At 43.4% G+C, this 6650-nt stretch carries 3 protein-coding genes and 1 pseudogene; all 4 read right to left on the bottom strand.

The genetic code is table 11. The annotated features are described in order from the left end of the window. Positions 1 to 7: 7 nt before the first annotated feature. A complete protein-coding gene (locus PI95_RS24555; protein WP_163519159.1) occupies positions 8 to 3316 on the bottom strand; it encodes a two-partner secretion domain-containing protein in 3309 nt (1102 codons plus the stop codon). A gap of 336 nt (positions 3317 to 3652) precedes the next feature. Beyond that, entirely contained in the window at positions 3653 to 4351 is a 699-nt protein-coding gene (locus PI95_RS24560) for a tetratricopeptide repeat protein (protein ID WP_052324614.1), read from the bottom strand. Between the two features lie 1006 nt (positions 4352 to 5357). Continuing rightward, entirely contained in the window at positions 5358 to 6107 is a 750-nt protein-coding gene (locus tag PI95_RS24565) for a DUF928 domain-containing protein (RefSeq protein ID WP_052324615.1), read from the bottom strand. A gap of 179 nt (positions 6108 to 6286) precedes the next feature. Further along, positions 6287 to 6650, bottom strand: a pseudogene (locus PI95_RS24570) (hypothetical protein); the annotation flags it as partial.

The raw sequence follows: 6650 nt of genomic DNA on the forward strand, positions 1-6650 counted from the left end.
TTAAAGTTCAGCGTCTTAGGCAGGTGTCATTATTAGACCCAAAACGCTCAGTAGTACTAACATTAGAAATCAGCGTTACTTCGCCTTTATTGTTAAATACCCAACCAGTAGCAGGTACGATCGCAATGCGCTCTTTTGTTTTGGGCAAAATTGCAGCAGAAGTTGAGGCTCTCAAACCGCGTCGATATAACGTCAAATTAGATACACTGCTTGCGGTAGCGAGATTACGAGTATCTGACCACACCACATCACCGCTAAGGAAATCATCAGGACTGGGGGGTAAACCACCGCGTCCGGTGACGGTGAAGCTACTACCTTCTTTGCCGATAAAAGCATTACATTCCGAGGCAACCAGCTCTGGTGAATTTACTACAAGCGCGGGTAGGGCGATTAATCCACGACTGGGGTCTACATCTGGGGTGTTAATTTCGACGACACCAGCAACACCTAATGTAGAACTAGCAGTAATGTCACTTTCTAAGGTTGGTTGGGGACGGGACTCAATCCCATATACACCTGTTGCAGTAATGTCTACTCTGCCACCTCTGCCACTGAAAGCATTAGCGGAGATGTCGCTATTTTCATTAGGTACAGCGATGAGAAATGGCGTGTTGATGGTTATGTTGCCCCCATCACCGCCGGCTTGCTCTGTACCCGCATTAGTAGAAATTTGACTACCTCGACGTAGCAGTAATAAGTCTCTGGCTGTTAGGGAAATGTTTCCACCATTACCAAATGCAGTTGTTGCTCGAATACCTGACTGGTTATCGAGTTCAATAGAGCGAGAGTCAATCTTTATCTCTCCCGCAGTTCCCTGTCCAATGCTGCTAACAATTAGTAGAGCGTTATTAGTTAGATTAAGCGACCCTGTGTTAATGACAATCTGTCCGCCATTTCCACTAGCTGACCCAAACACGGCGCTGCCTATACCATGAGGTTGTTCGTCGCTTGCTTGTCCATCCACAAATACTTGTTTGGCATCAATTGTTATAGTGCCTGCCTTTCCCTGCGCTTCAGTATTGGCAACTATGTCAGCACCACCGGATACCGTTACGTTTGGTGCATTCAGGTTAATTGTGCCACCGTTGCCTGTGGCATCGCCCAACACTTGAGTACCTAAACCCGTGCCTTGCCCATCTATCAACAGATTGGCGGCATCAATTGTTATAGTGCCTGCATTTCCCTTTGCCTCGGTATTGGCAACTATGTCAGCACCACCGGATACCGTTACGTTTGGTGCATTCAGGTTAATCGTGCCACCGTTGCCTGTGGCATCGCCCAACACTTGAGTACCCACACCCGTGCCTTGCCCATCTATCAACAAAGAATTGGCGGCATCGATTGTTATAGTACCTGCATTTCCCTGTCCGGAGGTATTGGCAATCAAAGCAGCACCATCAGATACCGTCACTTTTGGTGCATTTAGGTTAATTGTGCCACCGTTGCCTGTAGCATTGGCGAACACTTGGCTACCCAACGCCGTATTTCTCCCATCTATAGAAATGTCATCGCTAGCGGTAATTGCGATACTGCCTGCATCTCCCTGTCCAAAAGTGTTTGCTGCTAAGTTAGCACCATTAGATACCGTCAATTTGGCTGCATTAATGGCAATTTTGCTACCGTTACCTCTGCCCTGTGAGTCGGCTATTATTGCGGCACTATCTGATATTCTTACTATTGGTGCATTCAGAGTAATCGTGCCACCGTTGCCCACTGCATCAGGAAACACTTGGCTACCCAAAGCTGTGTTGTTGCCATTTATAGAAATGTCATCACTAGCAGCGATCGCGATACTGCCTGCATTTCCCTGTCCAAAGGTATGGGCAACTATGTTAGCACCACCAGATACCGTTACTTTTGGTGCATTCAGAGTAATCGTGCCACCGTTGCCCACTGCAAGAGGAAACACTTGGCTACTTAAAACTGTATTGTTGCCATTTATAGAAATATCATCACTAGCTGCGATCGCGATACTACCTGCATTTCCCTGTCCAAGGGTATGGGCAACTATGTTAGCACCACCAGATACCATTACTTTTGGTGCATTTAGGGTAATCGTGCCACCGTTACCTGTGGCATCCCTTGATGATTGGCTACTACCTAAAGTTGTTCCATCTCCATTTATAGAAATGTCATCGCTAGCGGTAATTGCGATACTACCTGCATTTCCCTGTCCAAAAGTGTTTGCTGTCATGCTAGCACCATCAGATACCGTCACAATGGCAGCATTAATGGCAATTTTGCTACCGTTACCTCTGCCCTGTGAGTCGGCTATCAAAGCCGCATTATCTGATATTCTTACTGTTGGTGCATTTAGGGTAATCGTGCCACCGTTGCCTGTGGCATCATTCAACACTTGGCTACCCAAAGCTGTGTTGTTGCCATTTATAGAAATGTCATCACTAGCAGCGATCGCGATACTACCTGCATTTCCTTGTCCGGAGGTATGGGCAATTAAGTTAGCACCACCAGATACGATCGCTTTGGCTGCATTAATGGCAATATTACCACCATTGCCAGCACTCACATCAACTATAGCGCCATTGGTCAGTGACACATCACTTCGCGTTACTGCATCCGGAAAACTCAAACTCAAATTGTTACCGCTCAAATTTAAGCCTACAGTTCCTACTTCTGCTAATCCTCCTAACTCCACTCGACCACCAAAAGCGTTTAGTCTTCCGCTATCGATGTTGATGTTGCCACCTACTAAAAACAAACCCTGACCATCACGAACACTTAGATTAGTAGCGGTGGTTGAGATATTCGGATTTGATGCAGCAGCAATTTGATTGAAGAACAACGCGGAAGGATTTACTGTCAATAAAGCAGGATTATTCGGGTTTGAGGCACTAAAAAAACCTTGATTGCCAAATTGAATTGCATTTGCTGTAGTTGCTACAAACGATCCCCCGACATTCAAGCTGGCATTCGGTCCAAAAACAATTCCATTGGGATTGAGTAAAAATAGATTAACTGTACCATTTGCCCCCAAAATCCCGTCAATACTAGATGCAGACGAACCAGTTACCCGACTAATGATGTTTTGTATCGTCTGGGCATTGTTGAAAAAAGCCGATCCTAGGGTGGGAACAGAGAATTCACTGAAGCTGTGGAATAAATTTACCCCTGCTTGAGTTCCACCATTAATTGTAAAGTTATTACCGTTAACTGTAACCGCAGAGTTAACTGGTAAGCTGGTATCTGGTACTACTTGTTGAGCTTGCACGTTTGCAGATGCGTTCAGCGCTCCTGCTAGCCCTAAAACTACTACCCAAGACAAACTCGCGCATCCCTGTTTTCTGCCCATAGCCATATCAGTCAGGTTCTCCTACGATATTTCAGTAATCTCACCTGTAACCGTAACCTTGGGCAATTATTTCTCAGAACTAATTAAAAATAATACCTACAGTATTTTCTCAGGAAAACAAACGTTTGGTGAAAAATGTTGGAATTATCTATCTTTGGGAGGATAATAAGACTGTCAAATTTTTCATTGACTGCGGCTGTTTTTTCCAAACTCCGAAGATTTTACGATCACAAAACGCAAATAAGGAGCGCACGATAATCAAATGCGCGGAAAATTAACGTAACTTTACGCTGATTGTTAAATCAGGCTGTAGGAACTGGCTCGTGCCTATTTTAATTACATTCAGCGTCTTAATGAGTTTCCGTTCGTTTGAAAAGAGTGATACATTCTACCTTCAGGAGCTAGACGAATAGCTGTGTTATAGTCTGTCATTGCTTTTAACTTATCGCCGATCTCATAATAAAGCTGACTGCGCCAAAGGTAAAACAGCGGGTTGTCTGGATGAAGATTAATCGCTTGAGTGTAATCTTCAAGTGCTCCGTCTTTATCTTCTAGATTTTTGCGACGCAAGTTAGCGCGTTCAGTGTAAAGGTAAGCATCATTTGGACGAGTACGAATTGCATTATTGAATTGAGCGATCGCTCCTTGAGTGTCTCCTTGTTTAAAAAAGGTACGAGCTTGTTCAACGTATGCAGCAGTATGGCTCTGTTTAGTAACGGACGCAATACCAACTGAATCCTTACTTTTATGTTCCTTTTTTGGTATAGGCACAGAATCTGCTGTTGTTGCAGATGGCTTGCCCGGATTCAGGGCTTTATAAACTGAATTAACGGTGGAGCCAAAAATTAAGCCAACTCCAACTAAAATAAGAATCACCGACAAACTATGCTCGCCGCTGTTAGGACTATTTTCATAGCCTTGAAAATCTTTGGTGAACGAATTTTCGTAAACCTGAGTGGCTTGTGCAGGTTGAATTCTAGCTTGACCTACTACAGGAGTGGCGGTTAGCAGTGGTGCAACGCCAAGGATTTTTTTCTTCATAATCTAGTTGCTCCACACATAACACAGTCCTTTTATATTGCAAATCAAGAACAACAACATAATTAAAGTAAATATCTCTGTCAGCTAAATTAAGCGGCGTTAGATTCAAGTTGATGTTTCACCGAGTTGTTCCGACAAAAGATAGTTATAGTATCTAATTTTGCCAGAGGAACTCACTTTTGACTTCTGTAAATCGAACTAGACCATAAGGAAAAGTACTACTACATAGTAAAGGATTACGCATCGGTCATTTGATGGAAAAGCTACATTCCTGGAGAAAGGAATGGGGAATGGTGAGTCCAGCGCTGCGGGAGGGTTTCCCTCGTGCCGGCAAGGCGCGAACCCGAAGGGGGAATGGCTAATGGGAATTGAGAGTGCGTTTTTTACCATTACCCATGCCCATTGCCCCATGCCCCATGCCCATTGCCCCATGCCCCATGCCCCATTCCCCATTACCCATGCCCCATGTCCATTGCCTCACCCTTGGGCTAAACAAGAGCCAAAAATGGACAGGCTTATTTTGGAATATTCATGAAGCATCACAGATCTATGCATGAGGCGCACTGTCCGAATCGTGTCTAACATGAGTGAAACCCGCCATATTCTGAAAGTATCAAAAATAAGGGCAAATATAAAATAAAATCTTGTAAAGCTTCATAAATTCTCGCTCACATCACCTTTACCTAAGCACTTATACCATGACAGGCTTATTACATATATTGTAGAGACGTTCCGGACTGAACGTCTATGAGCGTTGGTTACGATATTTTTATTAGTGTTAATTAACCGGACATGATATTATGGTTCATCCGCTGCTTTGTGTGTATGGTTGCAAGAGCGTAAAAGTGCGTAGAGCAATCTTAAGCAATCTTCAAATTCTTAGGATTGCTTGACAATGGAAGGCAATTGACTTGTGTTCAGCAACGCAAAAAAATAGACAGCTTACAAAAATAAGTGTCTCTTTTCAACTGATTATTCAAGGTGGCTTTACAAACATCCTTGCTTTTTAATTGCTTTGATTGGTTGTAATAACTTCAGGTTTTAACTGACCTGGGAGCAACGGTTCATTGACCAAATTATCCAAACCTACGCTCTTTGAACTTAGCAATGCTTGCCACTCTGCTTTTAATTCCGCATTATTGGGATTGGAGGAAAGCGACTTTGCCAAACTAGCAACGCTATCTTGCCAAATGCCGAATTCTGCATAAAGATTGGCACTCTCTTGAGGACTTGCTGTTGCTAGCTTGCTCGCTAGTTGAGGTTCTGTTTTAACGCGCATAATCGCACCTTCGACAAACTTGTCTTTGGAGCGTTCTTTAGGGTTGCAAACTATTGAGAACGACCAACGATACACCTTACCTACTTCCAGTGAAGCCTGATTAAAGGGAAAACTGACTATTCCACCTTTTTCACTTGATTTATAGGTTTGCTTGTATTCTTTATCTCGATCCTGCAATACAAGCTCTAATGTTGCAGAAGTTTGCGGTACGTAGAAAAAGAAAGTAGGATTTGCTTGTGTTGTTCGCCCTATGTTAGAGTTGGGGACTACAGCAGTTAGAGGATTTTGCCCGGAAGAGCAACTTTTCTCTTGCGGAGCTCGCGAGCCACCTGCTGTGCGTCTGCCAGGTGCTTGTAGACCTTCTGGTGCTTTAAATGTTATTCGAGCTTCTGCGGTTGTAAAAGGAATCAGGAAAGACAACCCGAAAACTACAAATAATAGTTTTGCCCACAATCTTTGTTTGTAAAGGGATTTCATAAAAATAAAGGTGCGACTAAAACCCCATTAGTTATTGGACTAACAGCCGCCCTCTCCATACTTAGTTGGCGAAATTGTGCATATATTCAGTTATTAATTATAAAGGAAAATTGTCGAAAATTTCCTATAATTACATTATGAAATGTTAAGTATTATATTTTTTATGAGTTTAGACTAGCTTATTTGGGATTATTAAGATTATTTCCTAATGGAACTGTTTCGCTTTGGCAGGTAGTAGGCGTACCGATAAAGTTGGCTGTTTCGCTTTGTGATGCAATTAGGGTGACTTCGCCTTCTTTATTGAATACCCAACCAGTGGCAAATACGATCGCTCTTGGGCCCGATGCTGTTTGTTTTTTTGGCTTTGAAGTAGATGTAGAGATATTCTCTCTGCTACGGATATTGGTTAAGCGTGTATCCGACCAAACTACATCACTAGTCAGGGGATCGTCAGGGCTATCCGGTAAACCACCACGTCCGGTATAAGTGAAGCTACTACCATCTTTGCCAGCGATCGCACCACAATTAGAGGCAACTAGCCTG

This window comes from Hassallia byssoidea VB512170 (genome assembly GCF_000817785.2).
In the GTDB taxonomy this organism is placed as follows: domain Bacteria; phylum Cyanobacteriota; class Cyanobacteriia; order Cyanobacteriales; family Nostocaceae; genus Hassallia; species Hassallia carrinoi.

Excerpts from the sequence above, each read along its gene's own strand:
- PI95_RS24555 (WP_163519159.1), bottom strand. The coding sequence starts at position 3,316 with ATGGCTATGGGCAGAAAACAGGGATGCGCGAGTTTGTCTTGGGTAGTA.
- PI95_RS24560 (WP_052324614.1), bottom strand. The coding sequence starts at position 4,351 with ATGAAGAAAAAAATCCTTGGCGTTGCACCACTGCTAACCGCCACTCCT.
- PI95_RS24565 (WP_052324615.1), bottom strand. The coding sequence starts at position 6,107 with ATGAAATCCCTTTACAAACAAAGATTGTGGGCAAAACTATTATTTGTA.